Here is a 19,474-nt window from a genome sequence, read left to right as displayed (position 1 = left end):
CTCAGCCCTTGACCGCGCCCTGGAGACCGCCCACGATCTGCTTCTCCGCCAGGGTGAAGAACAGCAGCGCCGGCAACATCGCCAGCGACGTGAAGGCGAGGACGCCCGCGGTGTCGGTGGTGTACTGGCTGGAGAAGTTCTGCACGCCCAGCGGCAGCGTGTGCAGGTTGACGTCCCCGAGGACGAGCAGCGGCAGGAGGAACGCGTTCCAGCTCGCCACGAACGCGAGGATGCCGACGGTGACGATCGCGGGCCGCGAGAGCGGCAGCACGATCCGCCAGAGGAAGCCGAGCCGGCCGGCGCCGTCGATGGCGGCCGCGTCCTCCAGCTCCCGCGGAATGGCCGACAGGAAAGGCCGCAGAATGACGATCGTCAGCGGCAACGAGAAGGCCACCTGCGGAAGGATCACCGCGTAGTAGGAGTTGATCAGGTTCAGGTCGCGCAGCATGAGGTACAGCGGCAGGATCGCCGCGCCGGCCGGGAACAGCAGGCCGAGGGTGAAGAAGGTGTAGAGACCTTCGCGGCCCCGGAACGTGTAGCGGGCGAGCACGAACGCGGCGGCCATGCCGAGCACCACCACGCCGAGCGTGGTGCCGAGGGCGACCACGGCGCTGTTGAACGCCTGCTTCCAGAAGTCGCTCTGGGTCAGCACCCGGTAGTAGTTGTCCCAGACCCACGGGTCCGGCAGGCCGGCCGGGTCGTTCACGATCTGCGGCGTGGTCCGGAAACCGCCGACGACGACGTACACGACGGGTGCGATCGACACGGCCGCGACCGCGAGCGCGATCGCGTACGTCAGCGGGGAGCTCCACTGCACCGGCCGGCGCCCGGCCGAGGGGGCGGATACGGAGTTCACGGCCACTGTCACTTCCCCTTCCGGGTGATGGCGCCCTCGATGTCCCGGCGGAGCAGGAACCGCTGGAACAGCAACGCCGCGACGAACGAGATGGCGAACAGGATCACGGCCACCGCGTTGCCGTAGCCCCAGAGGCGGGCGAAGAAGCCGTTGTCCACCATGTACGTCGCCATGGTGGCCGAGGCGCCGAGGGACCGTACCGCCGGCACCGAGGTCACCCAGATCATGTCGAAGACCTGCAACGAGCCGATCATCGACAGGAACATCCAGATCCGGATGGTGGGGCCGAGCAGCGGCAGCGTGACGTGGCGCTGGATCTGCCACCAGCTCGCGCCGTCGATCTCGGCGGCCTCGTTCAGCTCCGGCGGCACGTTCGACAGGCCGGCGAGCAGCAGGATGATGGCGAAGCCGACGTACTTCCAGGTGAGGACGAACAGCAGCGTCCAGATCACCACGTCCAGGTCGGCCAGCCACGCCTGTACCAGGCCGCCCATGCCGATCGACTGGAGCAGCGCGTCGAGCGTGCCTTTCTCGGTCAGGATCAGCTTCCACATGATGCCGACGGTGACCTCGGCCAGCACGTACGGCACGAACACCAGCAGGCGGAACGCCGAGCGCCCGCGGAAGCGGCGGTTGAGCAGGAGGGCGATGCCCAGCGCGACCGGGCCCTGGATCAGCAGCGACCCGAACACGATGATCGCGTTGTTGCGCAGCGCGTCGAGGAAGATCGGGTCCTGGAAGGCGAGCGTGTAGTTGCGGAAGCCGACGTACTCGGTGGGCGGGCCGACGCCGCGCCAGCGGAACAGGCTGTAGTAGAACGCGAAGCCCATCGGCACCAGCACGAACATCACGTAGATGACGATCGCGGGCGTGGTCAGACCGATGATCTCGTACCACTTGCGACGGGTCTCGGCACGGCGGGAGGCGGCCCGTGCGCCGCCGGGCCGGAGGCCCGCCGGCGGCGCTTGCGCGCCGACGGCGGGCGTACGGGTCTGCGATGCGGACGTCACTTGCTTGCGGCCGCCTTCATGGCCGAGACGACCTTCTCAGGTGTCCCGTTGCCGGCGAAGATCGCGACGATCGCGTCGTTCATCGCGGTGCCGACGGTGCTGCCGAAGGCCGTGTCCAGCCAGAGCTGGATGTAGGTGGCCGACGCGGTCGACTCCAGGATGGACTTCAGCGCCGGGTCGGTCACGCCGTCGGCAGCACTCTTGACTGCCGGCAGGCCGGTGCCGGTGGCCGCGTAGCCCTTCTGCACCTCGGGGCTGACGATGTACTTGAGGAACTCGACGCACTCGGCCGGTGCGTTCTTGGAGCAGGCGAAGCCGTCGCCGCCGCCGAGGGCCGCCTTCGGGTCACCGGCGGAGCCGGAGATCGCCGGCACCGGGAACCAGCCGAGGAACTTGCCCAGGGCCGCCTTGTCGGTGGCGACGGTGTCCAGCGTGCCGCGGTTCCACTCGCCCATCAGCTCCATCGCGGCCTTGCCGTTGGCGAGCAGGCCGTTGGCGCTGGTCGGGTCGTTCTGGCCCGGCGTGGCGATGAAGTTGTTCTGGAACGGCTTGGTGTCGATGAAGGTCTTCAGGTCCTGACCGGCCTTGACGAAGCACGGGTCGTCGAAGGTCCGGTCCTTGGAGGCCTTCTTCAGCGTGTCGACCGAGCAGGCGCGCAGCGCGAAGTTGTACCACCAGTGCGCGGCCGGCCACTTGTCACCGGCGCCCAGGGCGATCGGGATGACGTTGATGGCCTTGAGCTTGGTGACAGCGGCGTTGAGCTCCTCGAAGGTGGTCGGCGGCGCCGAGATGCCCGCCTTCGCGAACATGTCCTTGTTGTACCAGATGCCCTCGATGCCCATCCGGAACGGCAGGCCGTACTGCTTGCCCTCCACCTGCCAGATCTCGGCGGGGCTGCCGATGTCGGCCACCTCACCCTTCACCTGGTCGGTGATGTCCTTGAGGTAGTCGGCCTCGACCTGCTCGCGCATCTCGCCGCCACCCCAGGCCTGGAAGATGTCCGGCGGGTCGTTGCTCAGCAGCGCGGCGGGGAGCCGGGTGCGCTGGAGCTGGTTCGTCTCGATCGCCTCGATCTCGATCTTGACGGTCGGGTGGGCCGCGGAGAAGTCCTTGGCGACCTTCTCCCAGTACGTCTTGCCGGGGCCGTCCTGCGAGGCGTTGTGCCACCAGGTCAGCGTCACCGGGTTCTTGTACAGCTCGCTCTCGGCGGCCTTCTCCTCCTCGCCACCACCACTGCACGCGGAGGCCAGCAGGGCGCTTGTCACAAACAGTGCCAGGACGGCACCAGCACGGCGCTTCATCGCCATAGATGTCTCCTCGACCACATAGCCGGGTTACCTGCCGGGGAGTTTTACAGGGCCGTAACGTGAAGTCAATCGGTATCGATAACGTTTTCGACATCGTCTTCGATCCGCCCGGGAGAGCCCTCTATCATCGTCGGCGTGGTCTTCCAGGAGCGCGTCAAGATGTCGGACGTGGCACGTACGGCCGGCGTCTCGGTGGCAACTGTATCGAAGGTTGTCAATGGCCGGTACGGCGTCGCGCAGGCCACCGTCGAACGCGTCCAGCAGGTCATCCACGAGCTGGGGTACGAGGCCAGCCTGGGGGCGCAGAGCCTGCGCAGCCACCGGACGAACGTGCTGGGCATCCTGGTCGCCGAGTTCGAGCCGTTCTCCACGGAGTTGCTCAAGGGCGCGTCCCGCGAGGTCGCCGGCAGCGGCTACCAACTGCTCGCCTACTCCAGCGGGGACGGCGAGGGCGCGGCCATAGGGTGGGAGCGGCGCTCCCTGGCGCGGCTGTCCGGCACGCTCATCGACGGCGCCGTGATCGTGACGCCGACGGTGGTCGAGACCAAGCACGGTTTCCACGTGGTGGCCGTCGACCCGCACACCGGCCCGTCCGGCCTGCCCACGGTCGACTCCGACAACTTCGCCGGCGCGGTGCTGGCCACCGACCACCTGCTGTCGCTCGGGCACCGGCGGATCGCGCACATCAGCGGCCGCCCCGACCTGGAGTCGGCCCGGCTGCGCGAGGCGGGGTTCCGCAAGGCGATGGCCGACGCGGGCGTGCCGGTGGACGAGCGGCTCGTGCGGGTGGGCGGTTTCCGCACCGAGACCGCCGCCAGCACGGCGGCCGACCTGCTCGCGCTCGCCGACCGGCCGACCGCGATCTTCGCCGGCAACGACCTCTCCGCCATCTCCACTGTGGATGTCGCCCGCGGCCTCGGCCTGCGCGTACCGGAGGACCTGTCGGTCATCGGCTTCGACAACATCCCCGAGTCGGCGCTCGTCGACCCGCCGCTCACCACGATCCGGCAGCCGCTGCAACGCATGGGCGCCGAGTCGCTGCGCCTGCTGATCGACCTCATCGCCGGCGTCGAGCGGGACACGCACATCCAGCTCCCCACCGAGCTGGTCGTCCGCGCCTCCTGCCACCCGCTGCGCTGATGCGCCGCCACACCCTCCCGCCCCGGTGATTGACGGACGGCTATCGGCGTCCGTAATGTTTCGGGCTACTTCCGGAAGCTGGTCCGGAAGTTTCGGAAGCCGCATCGTCAGTCCATCCTGGCGCCCGCCGATCCGTTCCACGGCGCGGCGTCTCCGGCACCGCCACCGCCGGCCCTCGGCCGCGCGCACCCTCCCGAAAGGAACGACCATGAAGCTGAGACGATGGCTCGCCGCCGGCGCCGTCGCCGTCGCGACCGCCACCGCCCTCAACGTCGTCCCCGCGACGGCCGGACGCCCGTACGACCCGGCCGCGCAGAGCCTGCGTGAGCTGGCCAAGCGCCACGGCCTGTACGTGGGCACCGCGGTGGACATGGCCGCACTCAACGACGCCTCCGAGCCGCGGTACCGCGAGCTGGCCGCGTCGGAGTTCTCCACAGTCACCGCCGAGAACGTGATGAAGTGGGAGAGCCTCGAGCCCACCCGGGGCACCTACAACTGGGGCCCGGCCGACGAGCTGATCGAGTTCGCCCGTAAGAACAACCAGCGGGTCCGCGGCCACGTGCTGGTCTGGCACAACCAGTTGCCCGCGTGGCTGACCAGCGGAGTCGCGGACGGCTCGATCAGCAAGGCCGAGCTGCGCCAGATCCTGCGCAACCACATCACCGCCGTGGTCACCCACTTCAAGGGCAAGATCTGGCAGTGGGACGTGGTGAACGAGGCGGTCAGCGACCCCTGGGACACCCCGTCCACCCTGCACTACAAGGGGTTCTGGGCGCAGAACCTCGGCCCCGGCTACATCGCCGACGCGTTCCGCTGGGCCCGCGCCGCCGACCCGAAGGCGCTGCTGTTCTACAACGACTACAACATCGAGGCGTTCGGCTCCGGCAACCCGGCCGACGACAAGACGCAGTTCGTCTACAACATGGCCCGTGACCTGCGGGCCAAGGGCGTGCCGATCGACGGCGTGGGCGCACAGGGCCACCTGGGCACCCAGTACGGCAACTTCAGCACGCTCCAGGTGGTCGCGGCGCTGCGCAAGTTCGCCGGGCTCGGGCTGGCCACGGCCCTCACCGAGGTGGACGTGCGCAGCCAGATCACCGAGGGGGTGGAGGCCGGCGACTCCGCGGAGATCAACCCGCGCCTGCAGGCGTCCGCGGCGGGCTTCAGCGTGCTGATGCAGGCCTGCCTGGCCGAGCGGCACTGCCTGTCGTTCACCCTCTGGGGCTTCACCGACAAGCACTCCTGGGTGCCCGGCGCGTTCTCCGACCCGCCGGAGGGCCTGGCCACCGTGTACGACGAGAACTACCAGCCGAAGCTCGCGTACCACGAGCTGAAGGCCGACCTGATCTTCTCGGGTCCGCCCTACGTGCTGCCGCGCATCCCGCAGCACCCGCGCCGCTAGGCGGCGAGCGCACCACGGCGGGGCCGGTCCGGTGACCGGCCCCGCCGCCTGTGTCCGGCCGGTCCGCGCTCACGCCGCCCGGCGCCGGCCCAGTTCCGACTCCAGCCGTCCGATGAGTGTCTTGCGGGCCTTGCCGCCGCGTTCCCGGCGCAGCGCCGCGTCGAGCTGACGGGTGTCCAGGTCGCGGACCAGCTTGACCGCCTCGGTCACCGGCAACTCGCTGATCTGCTGGACGGCGGTCGCGTCCCGCCGGGCCCGCTTCGCCGGGCCGGTGTTCGGCACGTACTGGCGGCCGGAGCGCGACGCGCGGCGCTTGCGGGTGTCGGTGGCCCGGCGTTCGGTCTCCGACAGCTCCTCCCACGCCCGTTTGGGCAGGTAGCGGCGGGTTTCGCCGCCGTTGCGGGCGCGTGTGTCGCCGCTGCGGGTCTGCCACTTCTCGCCACCCCAGCGTTGCAGCGAGCGCTGCCGTGCGTCCTTCGGGCCCTCGAATCCCCCGCCGGCCTTCTTGTACTCGTTCGTCAGCAGCTGCGACTTGCGGGCCGACCACTGCCCCGGCCGTCCGCCCTTGTCGGAGGCGCGGATCTCCGCCTTGAGGCGCTCCCGCAGTTCCGGCTCGGTGTACTTCGCCATGACGCAGCGTTACCCGGACCGGCAGCGGCCATGCCGGTCAGCGGGACGACGGCCGGTAGACCAGATCCATCGTGTCGCTGCGGCCGGACCAGTCCAGCCGCAGCCGCCAGCACCCGGCGGCCGGCAGGTCGACGATGGACGGCCCGGGCCCGCCCGCCACCTCCCGGACGACCGGGGTGTCCGTCCCGTCCCGCGTCGCGGTGATCACCAGCGGCGTCCGCGGCGCCGGCTCGGACCGGCCGGGCTCGGGGCGGGACACCCAGAGGATCTTGTTGTTCGCGCCGTCGCCGCGCGCGTGCACCAGCGGGTACGCGAACAGGATCGCCACGATGTCGCCCCGGGTGCCGAAGACGTGCCGGATCCGGGTGTCGCCGGTGAACCCGGCGTCCGCCCAGTCCGGCAGCCGGCCGGTCTCCACCCGCTCGGCACAGGTCGCCGGCGTGGACGGTCCGGTGGCGGGCACGGTGCCCGTGGCCGGCCCGCCGGCCGGTTGCGTGGCCGGGCCGGTGCACCCGGCCAGCAGCAGCACCGGCACCAGCAGAACTCTTCTCGGAACGGACATCCGGCCTCCCCCGTCGACGACTCTCGTCACCAGGACACCGCCCGGCGCCCCGAGGTTCCCGCCGCTCACTGGACCGAGGACGCGACGTCCAGCGCCTGCTCACGGGTCAGGTCGCCCTCCAGCCGGTAGCTCACCCCGGCCCGCTCCCAGATCAGCGTGGCGGCGGACAACCGCGCGGTGGCGACCCGTTCCGTGCCCGAGCGGTCCACGTACGCGAGCGCGTGCGGACCCCCGACCCAGATGGCGAACTCGCCGCCGACGTGGGTGAGCGTCACGTCCGCACCGAGGGACCGCTTGTGGAACACAATGTCGAGCGAACCGTCGAAGGCGTCCAGCCGGACCGTCCCGCCCCGGTAGAGCAGGCTCGCGACCCGGTGCGCGCCGGTGCCGTCCGGATCGGCGACGAGCACCCGTTCCGGTGCGCCGAGCCGGGCCGGCACCCGGATCGGGAAGCGGACCTGCCGCTGCGCCTCGGCGAGGGCTACCTCGTGCTGCGCGGGCAGCGGCGACGGCGTACCCGTCGGGGGCGGCGCGGGTGCGCTGTCGACGACGACCCCGGAGAACCGCAGCAGCCCGGTCACCGCGTCGGCGAGCGCGGCCCGCCCCGGCGGCAGCACCGCCACGAGCAGGGCGGCGAGCGCGGCGGCCAGCACGTACCGCCGGCGGCGACGAGGTGCGGGCGCGTCGAGCCGGGCGCGGACCCGCGCGGTGACGTCCGGCGTCCGCGCCGGCTCCAGCCAGCCGGTCAGCTCCCGCAGCTCCCGTTCCAGGTCATCCACGGTGTGCCACCTCCCGGTCCAGCAGGGCGCGCAGCTTCGTCAGCGCCCGGTGGGTCCGGGACTTCACGGTTCCCCGGGCCACCCCCAGCACCGTCACCGTCTCCTCCTCGCCGAGGTCGAGCAGATAGCGGCAGACGATCACCTCGCGGTCCCGGGCGGGCAGCCGGCGCAGCGCCGCCACCAGCGCGGCCCGGCGCTCGGCCGCCAGCACCGCGTCGAGCCCGTCCTCGGCGGTGACCGCCGCGACCGGGTCCACCGCCGCCGCGCGCAGCGTCAGCCCGTCCCGCCGGGTACGCGTCCGGTGCAGGTTCCGGGTCTCGTTGGCGACGATCGCGAGCAGCCAGGACCGGAACGACGCCTCGGCCCGGTAGCGGGACAGTTTCCGGTACGCCTTGACGAACGCCTCCTGGACCACGTCCTCGGCGTCCGGCCCGGCGCCGAGCAGCACCGCCGTCCGGTACGCGGACGCGGTGTGCCGGGCGACCAGGGCGTCGTACGCCTCCCGGTCGCCGGCGCGTACGCGGGTGACGAGGTCGTCGTCGTCCAGGGCAGCCTCCACCGTCGTCCGCTCTCATGACACCGCCCGGGGCGGCCGGGTTCCATCAGGCGTTTGACCGGGTGCCGGGCCGGAAAGAGTGGCGGGATGAGCTGGGCGAGAAGATCCGTACCCGCAGCCGTCGCCGCCGTCGCCGCGCTGGCGGCGCGGGACCTGCTGCAACGCGACCACGCGCTGCGCCGCAACTTCCCCGTGCTGGGCCGGGCCCGGTACCTGATCGAGTCGATCGGACCGGAGCTGCGGCAGTACATCGTGGCCGGCAACGACGAGGAACGGCCGTTCACCCGCGACCAGCGGCGCTGGGTGTACGCCTCGGCCAAGCAGGAGAACAACTACTTCGGGTTCGGCACCGACAACGACATTGAGCACACCTCCGGCTATCCGATCATCAAGCACCGCACGTTCGGCCGGACGGTCCCGCCGTCGGCGCCGACCGCCGGGCACGACGTGACGCTGCCCTGCGCCAAGGTGCTCGGCGCGGCGCGCGGCCGGGCGCACGCGTTCCGCCCCCAGTCGGTGGTGAACATCTCCGGGATGAGCTTCGGTTCCCTGTCCGGCAACGCGGTCGAGGCGCTCAACCGGGGCGCCGCGCTGGCCGGATGCCTGCACAACACCGGTGAGGGCGGGCTGTCGCCGTACCACCGCAACGGCGGTGAGCTGGTCTTCCAGCTCGGCACCGCGTATTTCGGCTGCCGGGACGAGCAGGGCCGGTTCAGCCTGGAGCGGCTCAAGGACCTGGTGGCGTCGGCACCGGTCCGCGCGCTGGAGATCAAGCTCAGTCAGGGCGCCAAGCCGAGCCTCGGCGGGCTGCTGCCGGCGGCGAAGGTGTCCGCCGAGATCGCCGCCACCCGGGGCATCCCGGCCGGACGCGACTGCGTCAGCCCGTCCCGGCACGCCGAGTTCTCCGACTGCGACAGCCTGCTGGACTGGGTGGAACTGCTCGCCGCCGAGACCGGCCTGCCGGTCGGCATCAAGTCCGCCGTCGGCGACCTGGGGTTCTGGGAGGAGCTGACCACGCTGATGCGCGACACCGGCCGCGGGGTGGACTTCGTGACCGTCGACGGCGGCGAGGGCGGGACCGGCGCGGCACCGCTGATCTTCAGCGACTCGGTCTCGCTGCCCTTCCAGCAGGGCTTCTCCCGGGTCTACCGGACGTTCGCCGAGCGCGACCTGCACGAGAGCGTGGTGTTCGTCGGCGCGGGCAAGCTCGGCCTGCCGGACAACGCGGTGGTGGCGTTCGCGCTCGGCGCCGACATGGTCAACGTCGGGCGGGAGGCGATGCTGGCGATCGGCTGCATCCAGGCGCAGAAGTGCCACACCGACACCTGCCCGACCGGCGTCGCCACGCAGAACGCCTGGCTGGCCCGGGGCCTGGACCCGGCCCGCAAGTCGGTGCGGGCCGCGAACTACATCCGTACGCTGCGCCGCGACCTGGTCAAGGTGGCCGAGGCGTGCGGCGTCGAGCACCCCGGACTGATCGGCACCGACGCGGTGGAGATCCTCGACGGCCGCACCTCGTCGATCCCGCTGGACCGGGCGTTCGGCTACCGGCCGGAGTGGGGGATGCCGTCGGCCGCCGACCGGGCGGAGATCGTCCGGCTGATGACGGCGGAGGCGCCGCAGGGCGGCAGCGCGCCGCCCTCCCCCACCGCCGTCGGCTGACCCGGACGGTGGGAAACCCGGTCGGCCGCCGCGCCGCCGCGGCGTACAGTCCGCCGCATGGCTGTGGACACCAGGCCGGCGGTGCGCGCCGGCCGATTCCGGCTGCTCCCGCTGGGTGTGGTCTTCCTGACCGTCGGTCTGTCCACCGCCGTGGTGCTGCCGTTCCTGTCGCTGTTCCTCGACCGGGAGGTCCACGCCAGTCCGGTACGGGTGACCGTGTTCCTGGTCGTCGCCCCGCTGTCCGGGGTGGTCGCCTCCGCGCTGATCGGCCGGCTGTCGGACCGCCTGCCGATCCGGCGCGCGCTGCTGGTCGGCGCCGCGCTGGCCGGCGTGGTGGGCGCGGGCCTGACCGCGTACGTCCGCGACTACTGGATCCTGCTGGGGCTGACCGCCACCGCCACCGCGCTGGCGAACTCGCTGTTCCCGCAGTCGTTCGCGTACACCCGGGCGCTGTTCGACAGGGACGATCCGGCGCGGGCCGCGTTCGGCGTCAGCCTCATGCGTACCGTGTTCTCGCTGGCCTGGGTGGCCGGGCCGGCGCTGGCCGCGGTGCTGCTCGACGTCGGCGGCTTCCGCCTGGTCTACGGCATGGCCGCCGTCATGTACGCGCTGGCCGCGCTGGTGGCCGCGTTCCGGCTGGAGGAGCTGCCGCTGCCGGCGCGGCCGGTCGCGGGTGACCCGGACGGCGCCGCGGCCGGCCCGCCCGGCGCGTCCCGGCTGCGGCTGGCGCTGACGGTGCTCGCGTTCGTCCTGCTCCAGTGCCCGCTGACGGTCGGCGTGCAGGCGCTGCCGCTGTTCATCGACACCGAACTGAACGGCGACCCCTCCCGCGCCGGGCTGGTGCTGGGCCTGTGCGCGGCGCTGGAGATCCCGCTGATGCTCGGGCTGGGCGCGCTGACCGCGCGGGTCCGGCTGCGACTGCTGGTCCTGGTCGGCGGCGCCTGCGGGGTCGCCTACTACGCGACCGCCGCGCTGGCGCCGAGCGTGCCGGTCCTGCTGTTCACGCAGCCGGTGAACGCGCTGTTCATCGCCGCCGTGTCCGGCGTCGGCATCGCCTACGTGCAGGATCTGCTGCCGGGCGAGCCGGGCCGGGCCACCACGCTGTTCACCAACACGTTTCCGATCGGCGCGATGCTCGCCGGGCCGCTGCTCGGGCTCTCCGCGCAGGTCGGCTACCGATGGGCGTACGGCATGAGCACCGCGCTGTGCGCGACCGGGCTGCTGGTGCTGCTGCTGACCCGGCCGCCCGCGCGGGCGGCCGGGTCGGTGCCCGTGGGCGGGTGACCCACGGGCACCGGGATCAGCTCGGGGCGGGCGGGCGGCCGGCGGTGGCCGCGATCAGCAGGGACAACTCCCGGACGAGGTCGTCCATGCTCTGCCCACTGCTCGCCCGCACCAGGCCGAGAGCCAGGTCGGCGAGCAGGTAGAAGCCGAGGGTCCGGGCCTGCTCGCCGGGGAACGCGGCGAGCAGATCCTCGGCACCGGCGAGGTCACCCCGGTGCTTGGCCGCGATCACCCCGGCGGCGCGCTGCACCAGTTCCGCCGCCTCGGGGGTGGGCCCGCTCACCGGATCAGATCTTCGGCGTCGCGGCGCGGGCGGCGTCGAAGCGTGCGATCACGTCCGACCAGTTCACCAGGTTCCACAGCCGGTCCACATAGTCCGGACGCACGTTGCGGTACTGCAGGTAGTAGGCGTGCTCCCAGGCGTCGAAGACCAGCAGCGGCGTGGTGCCCTGGCCGACGTTGCCGTGGTGGTCGTAGACCTGCTCGACGATCAATCGCTGTCCCAGCGGCTCCCAGGCGAGTACGCCCCACCCGGAGCCCTGCACGCTCTTCGTGGCCGCCGACAGCTGGCCGGCGAACGCGTCGAACGAGCCGAAGTGCTCGTCGATCGCCGCGGCCAGCTCGCCGTCCGGGCGGTCACCGCCGTCCGGCGACAGGTTCCCCCAGAAGATGGTGTGCAGCACGTGCCCGGACAGGTTGAACGCGAACGTCTTCTCCAGCCCGACCAGCCGGCCGAAGTCGCCCTTCGCACGCGCCTCCGCGAGCTGCTCCAGCCCGTCGTTGGCGCCCTTGACGTACGCCGCGTGGTGCTTGCTGTGGTGCAGTTCCAGGATCTCGCCGGACATGGCGGGCTCCAGGGCGCCGTAGTCGTAGGGCATGTCGGGCAGGGTGTAGAGCGACATCGATCCTCCACTTTTGTTGCCGCATCATTGCTGTTGCCAACATAGTGCAACAAGGTGCCCGACGGCGCTCCTGTCCCGCCGCGCGGTCAGCGGCGCCGCACCAGCACCACGTGGTCGATCAGCTCGCCGGTCTGGCCGTCCGGGCCGGTGGCCGTACGGCGCGCCGCGCCCAGCCGCTCGGTGTCCCAGGCGTCCGGGTCGAGGCTCATCGCGGCCAGGATCTCCTCCGGTTCGGCGAACCGGTGGTGGCCGGTGTCGGGCCCGGCCCAGGGCGGCGGCGCGCCGTGTTCGACGACGAGCAGCCGGCCGCCGGGCGCGACCGCCTCGGCCGCCGGGGGCAGCACCTCCTCCCGGGGCAGGACCAGCGGCGACTGGAAGAACTGCGCGGACACCAGGTCGTACCGGCCGGGCGGGAAGCCCTGGGTGAGGTCGTGCCGGACGGTGGTGATCCGGTCGGCCACCCCGGCCCGCTCGGCCTCCACGGCGAGGCGGTCCAGCGCGACTGACGAGATGTCCACGGCGGTGACCCGCCAGCCGTGCGACGCGAGCCACACCGCGTCGCCGCCCTCACCGCTGCCCAGGTCGAGCGCGGTGCCCGGGGGCAGCGTGCCGGCCACCTCTGCCAGGACCGGATTGACCCGGCCGCTCCAGATCCGGTCGCGCTGGCCGTACCGCTCGTCCCAGAACCGGGCCGGGTCGGTGTCCGCCGGGTGCTCGTGGTGGTGGTGCCCCGTCATATCTGCCTCCTCGCCGCCGGTCGTCTGCCGACCGGCCCCGCCATCGTGCGTCGCCCCGGACCGGACAGCAAGGAAGCTTGCTGTTCCGGCAAACGGCTGAGCTACCGCAGGATTAACGCACCGCGCCCGTGGGCAGACATTTGTCATCGGACACGCGAACGAGGGAGACGACGGCATGGCGAAGGGCGACATCGACACCTACCAGCAGGACGGGCAGTGGAAGAACCGCCCGGAGGGCAACGAGCGCGCGAGCAGCCGCCACGACACCAAGGCGGAGGCCGAAGCGGCCGGCCGGGAGATGGCGGCCGACCGCGGCACCGAGCACGTGATCAAGAAGCAGGACGGCACGATCGGCGAGAAGAACACGTACCCCCGCGAGCGCGACCCCCGGGACATCCCGGGCTGAGCCCGCACCGCAGGCACGTCACGGCGCCGGACCCGCACGGGTCCGGCGCCGTATCGCGTACCGGCTGGTAGTGAGTGGCTGGCTAAAAACTTTTGTTCGATTCCTACAACGGTCCCCGCTCAGGCTTCGGCCGTTACGACATGGCGCCGCCCGCGCACAGCCGGAAGGGTGAGGCAAGCCGGGGGCATCGCCGCGCCCGGCGCGCAGGAGTGGGTCAACCGAAGGGGACGGTCACGTGTTCACCCGTGTCGCCATCGTCAACCGTGGTGAGGCCGCGATGCGGCTCATCCACGCGGTCCGGGAACTGGCCGCGGAGACCGGCAGCCGGATCGAGACCGTCGCGCTGTACACCGACGTCGACCGTACCGCCACGTTCGTCCGCGAGGCGGACATCGCCTACGACCTCGGCCCCGCGTCCGCCCGCCCGTACCTCGACCTGAAGACCCTGGAGCGCGCGCTGGTCGAGACCGGCGCGGACGCCGCGTGGGTGGGCTGGGGTTTCGTGGCGGAGGACCCGGCGTTCGCCGAGCTGTGCGAGAAGATCGGCGTGACGTTCGTCGGGCCGAGCCCTGATGCCATGCGCAAGCTCGGCGACAAGATCGGCGCGAAGCTGATCGCCGAGGAGGTCGGCGTGCCGGTCGCGCCGTGGAGCCGCGGCGCGGTGGAGAGCCTCGAGGACGCGCTGCGCGCGGCGGCCTCGATCGGCTACCCGCTGATGCTCAAGGCCACAGCCGGTGGCGGCGGGCGCGGCATCCGGGTGATCCGCAGCGACGCCGAGCTGGCCGACGCCTACGAGCGCACCAGCCAGGAGGCGGCGCGGGCGTTCGGCAGCGGCGTGGTCTTCCTGGAGCGCCTGGTCACCGGCGCCCGCCACGTCGAGGTCCAGGTGATCGCCGACGGTCAGGGCACCGCGTGGGCGCTCGGCGTGCGGGACTGCTCGGTGCAGCGGCGCAACCAGAAGGTGATCGAGGAGTCCGCGTCGCCGGTGCTGAGCCCGGAGCAGACCGCGGAACTGAAGGCGTCGGCCGAGCGGCTGGCGGTCGCCGTCGGCTACCGGGGCGCGGCCACTGTCGAGTTCCTCTACCACCCGGGCGACCGGCTGTTCGCGTTCCTGGAGGTCAACACGCGCCTGCAGGTCGAGCACCCGATCACCGAGTCGACCACCGGGTTCGATCTGGTCAAGGCGCAGCTGCATGTGGCCGGCGGCGGCCAGCTCACCGGTGAGCCGCCGGTCGAGCGCGGGCACGCGATCGAGGCGCGGCTCAACGCCGAGGACCCGGACCGCGACTTCGCCCCCTCCCCCGGCCGGATCACCCGGCTGGACCTGCCCGCCGGGCCCGGCATCCGGGTCGACACCGGCGTCAGCGAGGGCGACACCATCCCGGCCGACTTCGACTCCATGATCGCCAAGATCATCGCGTACGGCCGGGACCGGGACGAGGCGCTGGGCCGCCTGCGCCGGGCGATGGCGAACACCACAGTGGTCATCGCCGGCGGCGCGACGAACAAGAGCTTCGTGCTCGACCTGCTCGACCAGCCCGAGGTGATCGACGCCAGCGCGGACACCGGCTGGATCGACCGGGTACGCGGCGAGGGCCGGCTGGTCGCGCACCGGCACTCCGCCGTGGCGCTCGCCGCCGCCGCGATCGAGGCGTACGAGGAGGACGAGACCGCCGAACGGCAGCGTCTGCTGTCCACGGCGGCCGGTGGACGCCCGCAGGTGCAGCACCGCAGCGGCCGGCCGCTGGACCTGAAGTTGCGCGGCGTGACCTACCGGATGCGGGTGGCCCGAGTCGGCGCGCACCGGTTCCGGGTCGGCGTCGAGGCCGGCGGCGACGTGCGCACCGCCGACGTCGAGTTGGACCGCTTCGACCGGCACACCGGCCAGATCGCGGTGAACGGCGCCCGGTTCCGCCTGCTCACCGACACCCACGGCCCGGTCCATCTGGTCGAGGTGGACGGCGTGACGCACCGGATCAGCCGCGACGAGGGCGGCGTGCTGCGCTCGCCCATGCCGGCGCTGGTGGTCGCCACGCCACTCGCGGTCGGCGCGGAGGTCGAGGCCGGCGCGCCGGTGCTGGTGCTGGAGGCGATGAAGATGGAGACGGTGCTGCGGGCACCGTTCCGGGCCCGCCTCAAGGAGTCGTCGGTGGCGGTCGGCACCCAGGTGGAGGCCGGGGCACCGCTGCTGCGCCTGGAACCGCTCGCGGAGTCCGGCGACGAGGCGGCCGCCGGCCCGGCCGGACCGGCGGTCGAGCTGGACCTGCCCACCGCGCCCGCCGACGTGCCGGCGCGGTCGCGGGCCGAACGCGGCCAGGAGGACCTGTGCTCGCTTCTGCTCGGCTACGACGTCGACCCGCACGACGAGCGCCGCGTGCTCGACGACTACCTGGACGCGCGGCGCGCGGCCACCGAGGCCGGGCACCGGCCGCTGGCCGAGGAACTGGAACTGGTGAACGTCTTCGCCGACCTGGCCGAGCTGAGCCGTAACCGGCCCGGCGGCGACGACGGGCCGGGCGGGCACGTGCACAGCGCCCGCGAGTACTTCCACACCTACCTGCAGAGCCTCGACGTCGAGCGGGCCGGTTCCCCGGAGTCGTTCCGGACCCGCCTGGCCAAGGCGCTCGCCCACTACGGCGTCACCGAGCTGGACCGCTCCCCCGACCTGGAGGCCGCGGTCTTCCGGATCTTCCTGGCCCAGCAGCGGGCCGCCGCGGACGCCACGGTGATCGCCGCGCTGCTGCGCTCCTGGCTGCGCGAGCCGCCGCCGGACGAGGCGCTGCGCGAGCCGGCCGGTCTCACGCTGGAGCGGCTCGTCGCGGCCACCCAGGTCCGCTTCCCGGTGGTCGCCGACCTGGCCCGCGGCGTGGTGTTCGCCTGGTTCGCCCAGCCGCTGCTGCGCCGCAACCGGGCCCGGGTCTACGCCCAGGTCCGCACCCACCTGCGACACCTCGACGCGCAGCCGGACTCGCCGGACCGCGCCGAACGGATCGCCGAGATGGTCCGCAGCACCGAGCCGCTGGTGCGGCTGCTCGGCCAGCGCCTGGTCCGCAACGACCTGGACAACGCGGCCATGCTGGAGGTGCTGACCCGCCGGTACTACGGCAACAAGGCGCTCACCGAGGTCAGCACCCGCGCCGCCGGCGGCTGCACGTTCGTGGTGGCCGGGCGCGACGGGTCGAGCGTGGTCTCGGCCGCCGTACGCTTCGACGCCCTCGGCGACGCGCTGCGCGGGCTGGCCCAGGTGGCCCGGGACTGCGAGGCCGTCGACGCGGACGTCTACCTGGCCTGGGAGAACCAGCCCGAGGACCTGGGCGCCACCGCCGCCGCGCTGCTGGAGGTCGTCAACGCGCACCCGCTGCCGCAGCAGGTGCGCCGCCTCACCACCACCGTCGCCGGGCGCGCGGGCGCGGTGATGCACCACCACGTCACGTTCCGCCCCGCCGAGGGCGGCGGGATGGTCGAGGAGCGGCTGATCCGCGGCCTGCACCCGTACATCGCGCAGCGGATGCACCTGGAACGGCTGCGCGAGTTCGACCTGACCCGGCTGCCGTCGCTGGACGAGGAGGTCTACCTGTTCCAGGCGGTCGCCCGGCAGAACCCGTCCGACCAGCGGCTGGTCGCGTTCGCGCAGGTGCGTGACCTGACCGAGCTGCGGGAACAGGACGGCCGGCTGGTGGCGCTGCCGACCACCGAGGACACGGTGGCGGCCTGCATCGACTCGATCCGCCGGGCGCAGTCGAGGCGGCCGTCGAAGTCGCGGTTCCCGACCAACCGGATCGTCATCTACGTGTGGCCGCCGAGCGAGCTGACCCGCGAGGAGATGGAGCTGATCGCCGGGCGGGTACGCCCGACCACTGTGGGCGCCGAGCTGGAGGAGATCCTGTTCATCGCGCGGCAGCGCGACCGGCGTACCGGCGAGCTGACCAAGGTGGGCGTGCGGATCACCTTCGACGTGAGCGGGCACGCGCAGCTGACGGTGGGCGAGCCGCCGGTCGAGCCGGTCGAGCCGCTGGACGACTACCGGCTGAAGGTGCTGCGCGCGGCCGGCCGCAACACGGTCTACCCGTACGAGCTGACCGGTCTGCTCGGTGACTTCGTCGAGCACGACCTGGACGCCGACCACCAGCTGGTGCCGGTGGACCGGCCGAAGGGCCGCAACACCGCGGCGATCGTGGCCGGCGTGGTGACCACCCCGACGCCGCGGCACCCGCAGGGCGTGACCCGGGTGGTGCTGCTCGGCGACCCGACCAAGGCGCTGGGCGCGCTGTCCGAGCCGGAGTGCCGGCGGGTGATCGCCGCGCTGGACCTGGCGCAGCGGATGGGCGTGCCGCTGGAGTGGTACGCGTTGAGCGCCGGCGCCAGGATCTCGATGACCTCCGGCACGGAGAACATGGACTGGGTGGCCGCGGCGCTCAAGCGCATCGTCGAGTTCACCCAGGACGGCGGCGAGATCAACATCGTGGTCGCGGGCATCAACGTCGGCGCGCAGCCGTACTGGAACGCCGAGGCGACGATGCTCATGCACACCAAGGGCGTGCTGGTCATGACGCCGGATTCGGCGATGGTGCTCACCGGCAAGCAGTCGCTCGACTTCTCCGGCGGCGTCTCCGCCGAGGACAACTTCGGCATCGGCGGCTACGACCGGGTGATGGGGCCGAACGGGCAGGCGCAGTACTGGGCGCCGGACCTGCCGGCCGCACGGGACGTGCTGATGGCGCACTACGACCACACGTACGTCGCGCCCGGCGAGCACGCCCCGCGCCGGGCCGTCACGATGGACCCGGTGGACCGGGACATCTGCGGTTACCCGCACGCGGTGGCCGGCAGCGACTTCGCCACTGTGGGCGAGATCTTCTCCGCCACCGCCAACCCGGACCGCAAGAAGCCGTTCGACATCCGTACCGTGATGCGGGCCCTCGCCGACCAGGACCACCCGGTGCTGGAGCGGTGGGCCGGCATGGCCGACGCGGAGACGGCGGTGGTGCAGGACGTGCACCTCGGCGGCATCCCGGTGTGCCTGCTCGGCATCGAGTCGCGCTCGGTGCCCCGGCACGGCTTCCCGCCCACCGACGGCCCGGACACGTACACCGCGGGCACGCTGTTCCCGCGTTCGTCGAAGAAGGCCGCGCGGGCGATCAACGCGGCAAGCGGCAACCGGCCGCTGGTCGTGCTCGCCAACCTGTCCGGCTTCGACGGCTCACCCGAGTCGATGCGCAAGCTGCAACTGGAGTACGGCGCGGAGATCGGCCGGGCGATCGTGAACTTCCGCGGCCCGATCGTGTTCTGCGTGATCTCGCGCTACCACGGCGGCGCGTTCGTGGTCTTCTCCAAGGCGCTCAACCCGGACATGACGGTGCTGGCGATCGAGGGGTCGTTCGCCTCGGTGCTCGGTGGCGCGCCCGCCGCCGCCGTGGTGTTCGCCGGCGAGGTCGCCGCCCGCACCGCCGCCGACGCCCGGGTACGCGACCTGGAGGCCCGGGTCACCGCCGCGGCCGGCACCGAGCGGGCGACGCTCACCGCCGAGCTGGACGAGCTGCGCGCCTCGGTGCGGGCGGAGAAGCTGGGCGAGGTGGCCGCCGAGTTCGACCGGGTGCACAGCATCCAGCGCGCGGTCGAGGTCGGCTCGGTCGACGCGGTGATCCGTGCCGCCGAGCTGCGTCCCCGCGTCATCGAGGCGATCGAGGCGCACCTGCGCTGACACATCGCACCGCCGGGCGGCGGGCGGGCCTTCGGGTCCGCCCGCCGTTTCGCGTGCGCCGGTCCTTGACGGACCCTCGGTGGCATGGTGTGCTCAATCGGTAATGGAAACCGTGTTCGTTAGCGATGACGGAGGACCCATGTCGCTCACCGTTCCGCCCGCCCTGCTGCACGCCGCCGAGACCGGTCCCGTGGACGAGGAGGCGTTCGTCGCCTGCGTCCGTGACTCCCTGCCGTACGCCTGGGAGACGGTCAGCCGGGTGGCCGCCGACCTGGCCGCGTCCGACGCCGAGTTCGCCGACAACGTCGTGCCCCCGCCCGGCGACGCCGAGCGCGGGCAACTGCTGCGCGCGCTGGCCAGCGACGCGATCCGCGCCGGTCTGGAACGGCACTTCGGGGTGACGCTGGCGTTCCAGAACTGCCACCGGGTGGCGGCGTTCCGCCGCGGCGCGGCCGGCTCCGAGGCGTACCGCCGGTTCACCTCCAGCCGGGGTCAGGTGCTCAACCAGTCCCCCACGCTGCGCAACTGCTGACGGCGCCC

At 72.3% G+C, this 19,474-nt stretch carries 17 protein-coding genes; 7 read left to right on the top strand and 10 right to left on the bottom strand.

Annotated features, from left to right (window positions below):
• Nucleotide 1: 1 nt before the first annotated feature.
• Genes O7607_RS24635 through O7607_RS24625 form a run of 3 tightly spaced genes read right to left on the bottom strand, consistent with a single transcriptional unit; the run spans nucleotide 2 to nucleotide 3,173 of the window.
• Nucleotides 2–868 (bottom strand): carbohydrate ABC transporter permease, encoded by an 867-nt coding sequence (locus tag O7607_RS24635; RefSeq protein ID WP_269705576.1) that lies wholly within the window; start codon nucleotides 866–868, stop codon nucleotides 2–4.
• Complete coding sequence (locus O7607_RS24630; protein ID WP_269705574.1) at nucleotides 865–1,866, bottom strand: carbohydrate ABC transporter permease; 1,002 nt, start codon at nucleotides 1,864–1,866, stop codon at nucleotides 865–867. The genes O7607_RS24635 and O7607_RS24630 overlap by 4 nt, the downstream gene beginning before the upstream one ends.
• A complete protein-coding gene (locus tag O7607_RS24625) occupies nucleotides 1,863–3,173 on the bottom strand; it encodes an ABC transporter substrate-binding protein (protein ID WP_269705573.1) in 1,311 nt (436 codons plus the stop codon). The genes O7607_RS24630 and O7607_RS24625 overlap by 4 nt, the downstream gene beginning before the upstream one ends.
• 135 nt (nucleotides 3,174–3,308) lie before the next feature.
• Here O7607_RS24625 and O7607_RS24620 point away from each other — a divergent pair, with 135 nt between their 5' ends.
• Together O7607_RS24620 and O7607_RS24615 are read left to right on the top strand one after the other, a co-directional pair.
• Nucleotides 3,309–4,313, top strand: coding sequence for a LacI family DNA-binding transcriptional regulator (locus O7607_RS24620; RefSeq protein WP_269705572.1), 1,005 nt, complete (start codon nucleotides 3,309–3,311; stop codon nucleotides 4,311–4,313).
• A gap of 208 nt (nucleotides 4,314–4,521) precedes the next feature.
• Entirely contained in the window at nucleotides 4,522–5,715 is a 1,194-nt protein-coding gene (locus O7607_RS24615) for an endo-1,4-beta-xylanase (RefSeq protein WP_269705571.1), read from the top strand.
• A gap of 69 nt (nucleotides 5,716–5,784) precedes the next feature.
• Here O7607_RS24615 and O7607_RS24610 read toward each other — a convergent pair whose 3' ends face one another.
• The 4 genes from O7607_RS24610 to O7607_RS24595 all read right to left on the bottom strand — a co-directional run bounded on the left by O7607_RS24610 (nucleotide 5,785) and on the right by O7607_RS24595 (nucleotide 8,245).
• Complete coding sequence (locus O7607_RS24610; protein ID WP_269705570.1) at nucleotides 5,785–6,345, bottom strand: DUF5872 domain-containing protein; 561 nt, start codon at nucleotides 6,343–6,345, stop codon at nucleotides 5,785–5,787.
• Between the two features lie 37 nt (nucleotides 6,346–6,382).
• Nucleotides 6,383–6,907 carry a hypothetical protein gene (locus O7607_RS24605; protein ID WP_269705569.1) on the bottom strand — a complete coding sequence of 175 codons (525 nt, stop codon included), beginning with the start codon at nucleotides 6,905–6,907 and terminating at the stop codon, nucleotides 6,383–6,385.
• Between the two features lie 65 nt (nucleotides 6,908–6,972).
• On the bottom strand, nucleotides 6,973–7,686 hold the full coding sequence (locus tag O7607_RS24600; RefSeq protein ID WP_269705568.1) for a hypothetical protein: 714 nt from the start codon (nucleotides 7,684–7,686) through the stop codon (nucleotides 6,973–6,975).
• Complete coding sequence (locus O7607_RS24595; RefSeq protein ID WP_269705567.1) at nucleotides 7,679–8,245, bottom strand: RNA polymerase sigma factor; 567 nt, start codon at nucleotides 8,243–8,245, stop codon at nucleotides 7,679–7,681. The genes O7607_RS24600 and O7607_RS24595 overlap by 8 nt, the downstream gene beginning before the upstream one ends.
• 84 nt (nucleotides 8,246–8,329) lie before the next feature.
• Between O7607_RS24595 and O7607_RS24590 the strand changes: the two genes are divergently transcribed.
• Together O7607_RS24590 and O7607_RS24585 are read left to right on the top strand one after the other, a co-directional pair.
• Nucleotides 8,330–9,904, top strand: coding sequence for an FMN-binding glutamate synthase family protein (locus O7607_RS24590; RefSeq protein ID WP_269705566.1), 1,575 nt, complete (start codon nucleotides 8,330–8,332; stop codon nucleotides 9,902–9,904).
• Nucleotides 9,905–9,961: 57 nt separating this feature from the next.
• Complete coding sequence (locus O7607_RS24585) at nucleotides 9,962–11,188, top strand: sugar efflux transporter (protein WP_269705565.1); 1,227 nt, start codon at nucleotides 9,962–9,964, stop codon at nucleotides 11,186–11,188.
• Nucleotides 11,189–11,204: 16 nt separating this feature from the next.
• On the opposite strand, the gene O7607_RS24580 is transcribed toward O7607_RS24585, so the two are convergent.
• The 3 genes from O7607_RS24580 to O7607_RS24570 form a co-directional block, all read right to left on the bottom strand.
• Nucleotides 11,205–11,471, bottom strand: coding sequence for a hypothetical protein (locus tag O7607_RS24580; protein WP_064445659.1), 267 nt, complete (start codon nucleotides 11,469–11,471; stop codon nucleotides 11,205–11,207).
• Nucleotides 11,472–11,475: 4 nt separating this feature from the next.
• Nucleotides 11,476–12,090, bottom strand: a complete 615-nt coding sequence (locus tag O7607_RS24575; RefSeq protein WP_269705564.1) for a superoxide dismutase — start codon at nucleotides 12,088–12,090, stop codon at nucleotides 11,476–11,478.
• Between the two features lie 86 nt (nucleotides 12,091–12,176).
• Nucleotides 12,177–12,827 (bottom strand): class I SAM-dependent methyltransferase, encoded by a 651-nt coding sequence (locus O7607_RS24570; protein ID WP_269705563.1) that lies wholly within the window; start codon nucleotides 12,825–12,827, stop codon nucleotides 12,177–12,179.
• 175 nt (nucleotides 12,828–13,002) lie between these two features.
• Here O7607_RS24570 and O7607_RS24565 point away from each other — a divergent pair, with 175 nt between their 5' ends.
• The 3 genes from O7607_RS24565 (at nucleotide 13,003) to O7607_RS24555 (ending at nucleotide 19,466) form a co-directional block, all read left to right on the top strand.
• Complete coding sequence (locus O7607_RS24565) at nucleotides 13,003–13,233, top strand: DUF2188 domain-containing protein (protein WP_269705562.1); 231 nt, start codon at nucleotides 13,003–13,005, stop codon at nucleotides 13,231–13,233.
• 235 nt (nucleotides 13,234–13,468) lie between these two features.
• Entirely contained in the window at nucleotides 13,469–18,934 is a 5,466-nt protein-coding gene (locus O7607_RS24560) for an ATP-binding protein (protein WP_269705561.1), read from the top strand.
• Between the two features lie 139 nt (nucleotides 18,935–19,073).
• On the top strand, nucleotides 19,074–19,466 hold the full coding sequence (locus tag O7607_RS24555; RefSeq protein ID WP_269705560.1) for an SCO5389 family protein: 393 nt from the start codon (nucleotides 19,074–19,076) through the stop codon (nucleotides 19,464–19,466).
• Nucleotides 19,467–19,474 lie beyond the last annotated feature (8 nt).

This window comes from Micromonospora sp. WMMA1949 (assembly GCF_027460145.1).
Classification (GTDB): domain Bacteria; phylum Actinomycetota; class Actinomycetes; order Mycobacteriales; family Micromonosporaceae; genus Micromonospora.
Note: the sequence above shows the minus strand (reverse complement) of the source record. Positions and strands in the feature narration are given on the sequence as shown.

Excerpts from the sequence above, each read along its gene's own strand:
- O7607_RS24625 (WP_269705573.1), bottom strand. The coding sequence starts at position 3,173 with ATGGCGATGAAGCGCCGTGCTGGTGCCGTCCTGGCACTGTTTGTGACA.
- O7607_RS24585 (WP_269705565.1), top strand. The coding sequence starts at position 9,962 with ATGGCTGTGGACACCAGGCCGGCGGTGCGCGCCGGCCGATTCCGGCTG.
- O7607_RS24605 (WP_269705569.1), bottom strand. The coding sequence starts at position 6,907 with ATGTCCGTTCCGAGAAGAGTTCTGCTGGTGCCGGTGCTGCTGCTGGCC.
- O7607_RS24555 (WP_269705560.1), top strand. The coding sequence starts at position 19,074 with ATGTCGCTCACCGTTCCGCCCGCCCTGCTGCACGCCGCCGAGACCGGT.
- O7607_RS24610 (WP_269705570.1), bottom strand. The coding sequence starts at position 6,345 with ATGGCGAAGTACACCGAGCCGGAACTGCGGGAGCGCCTCAAGGCGGAG.
- O7607_RS24590 (WP_269705566.1), top strand. The coding sequence starts at position 8,330 with ATGAGCTGGGCGAGAAGATCCGTACCCGCAGCCGTCGCCGCCGTCGCC.
- O7607_RS24575 (WP_269705564.1), bottom strand. The coding sequence starts at position 12,090 with ATGTCGCTCTACACCCTGCCCGACATGCCCTACGACTACGGCGCCCTG.
- O7607_RS24570 (WP_269705563.1), bottom strand. The coding sequence starts at position 12,827 with ATGACGGGGCACCACCACCACGAGCACCCGGCGGACACCGACCCGGCC.
- O7607_RS24565 (WP_269705562.1), top strand. The coding sequence starts at position 13,003 with ATGGCGAAGGGCGACATCGACACCTACCAGCAGGACGGGCAGTGGAAG.
- O7607_RS24615 (WP_269705571.1), top strand. The coding sequence starts at position 4,522 with ATGAAGCTGAGACGATGGCTCGCCGCCGGCGCCGTCGCCGTCGCGACC.